This window comes from Mesorhizobium sp. M2A.F.Ca.ET.039.01.1.1, from assembly GCF_003998035.1.
Classification (GTDB): Bacteria; Pseudomonadota; Alphaproteobacteria; order Rhizobiales; family Rhizobiaceae; genus Mesorhizobium.
The window spans coordinates 1-453 of the sequence record NZ_RZRY01001524.1 but is presented as its reverse complement, the minus strand read 5'-3'; the positions used below and the strand labels follow the sequence as shown (position 1 = coordinate 453).

Sequence of the window (453 nt, the reverse complement as noted above, 5' to 3'; positions counted from 1 at the left end):
CCTCAAGGGCGAGATCTTCCGGTCGACCGCCGGCTATCGCAAATCGAAAGGCAACCAGGTCTTTCTTTTCGCGCCGGGATCGGACCGGACGCATCGCTACAATCCGCTGGATTTCATCCGGCCCGATCGCGGCGATCGCACGACCGATATCCAGAACATCGCCGGCATTCTGGTTCCCGAAAGCGTGGATTCGGAGAATTCGATCTGGCAGGCGACGGCACAGCAGGTCATGGCCGGCGCGATCAGCTACATCAATGAGAGTGTCTTCTACCGCGGCCGTCGCAATCTCGACGAGGTCACAGCCTTCTTCAATAGCGGCGTCAACCTGCAGGCGCTGATGGAATTCATCAAGGAGAAGGAGCCTGGCCTGTCGCGCTTCACCGTCGAGAGCTTCAACGCCTACATCGCGCTTTCCGAGCGCGCCGCGGCCTCCGCGCTGCTGGACATCCAGAA

Annotated in this window: 1 protein-coding gene; it reads left to right on the top strand. The window is 60.5% G+C overall.

Features of this window, described 5'->3' with window-relative positions; translation table 11 throughout:
* Positions 1-453, top strand: a 453-nt coding sequence (locus EOA24_RS40755; RefSeq protein ID WP_133375117.1) for a type IV secretory system conjugative DNA transfer family protein, incomplete at both ends; no start/stop codon positions are given.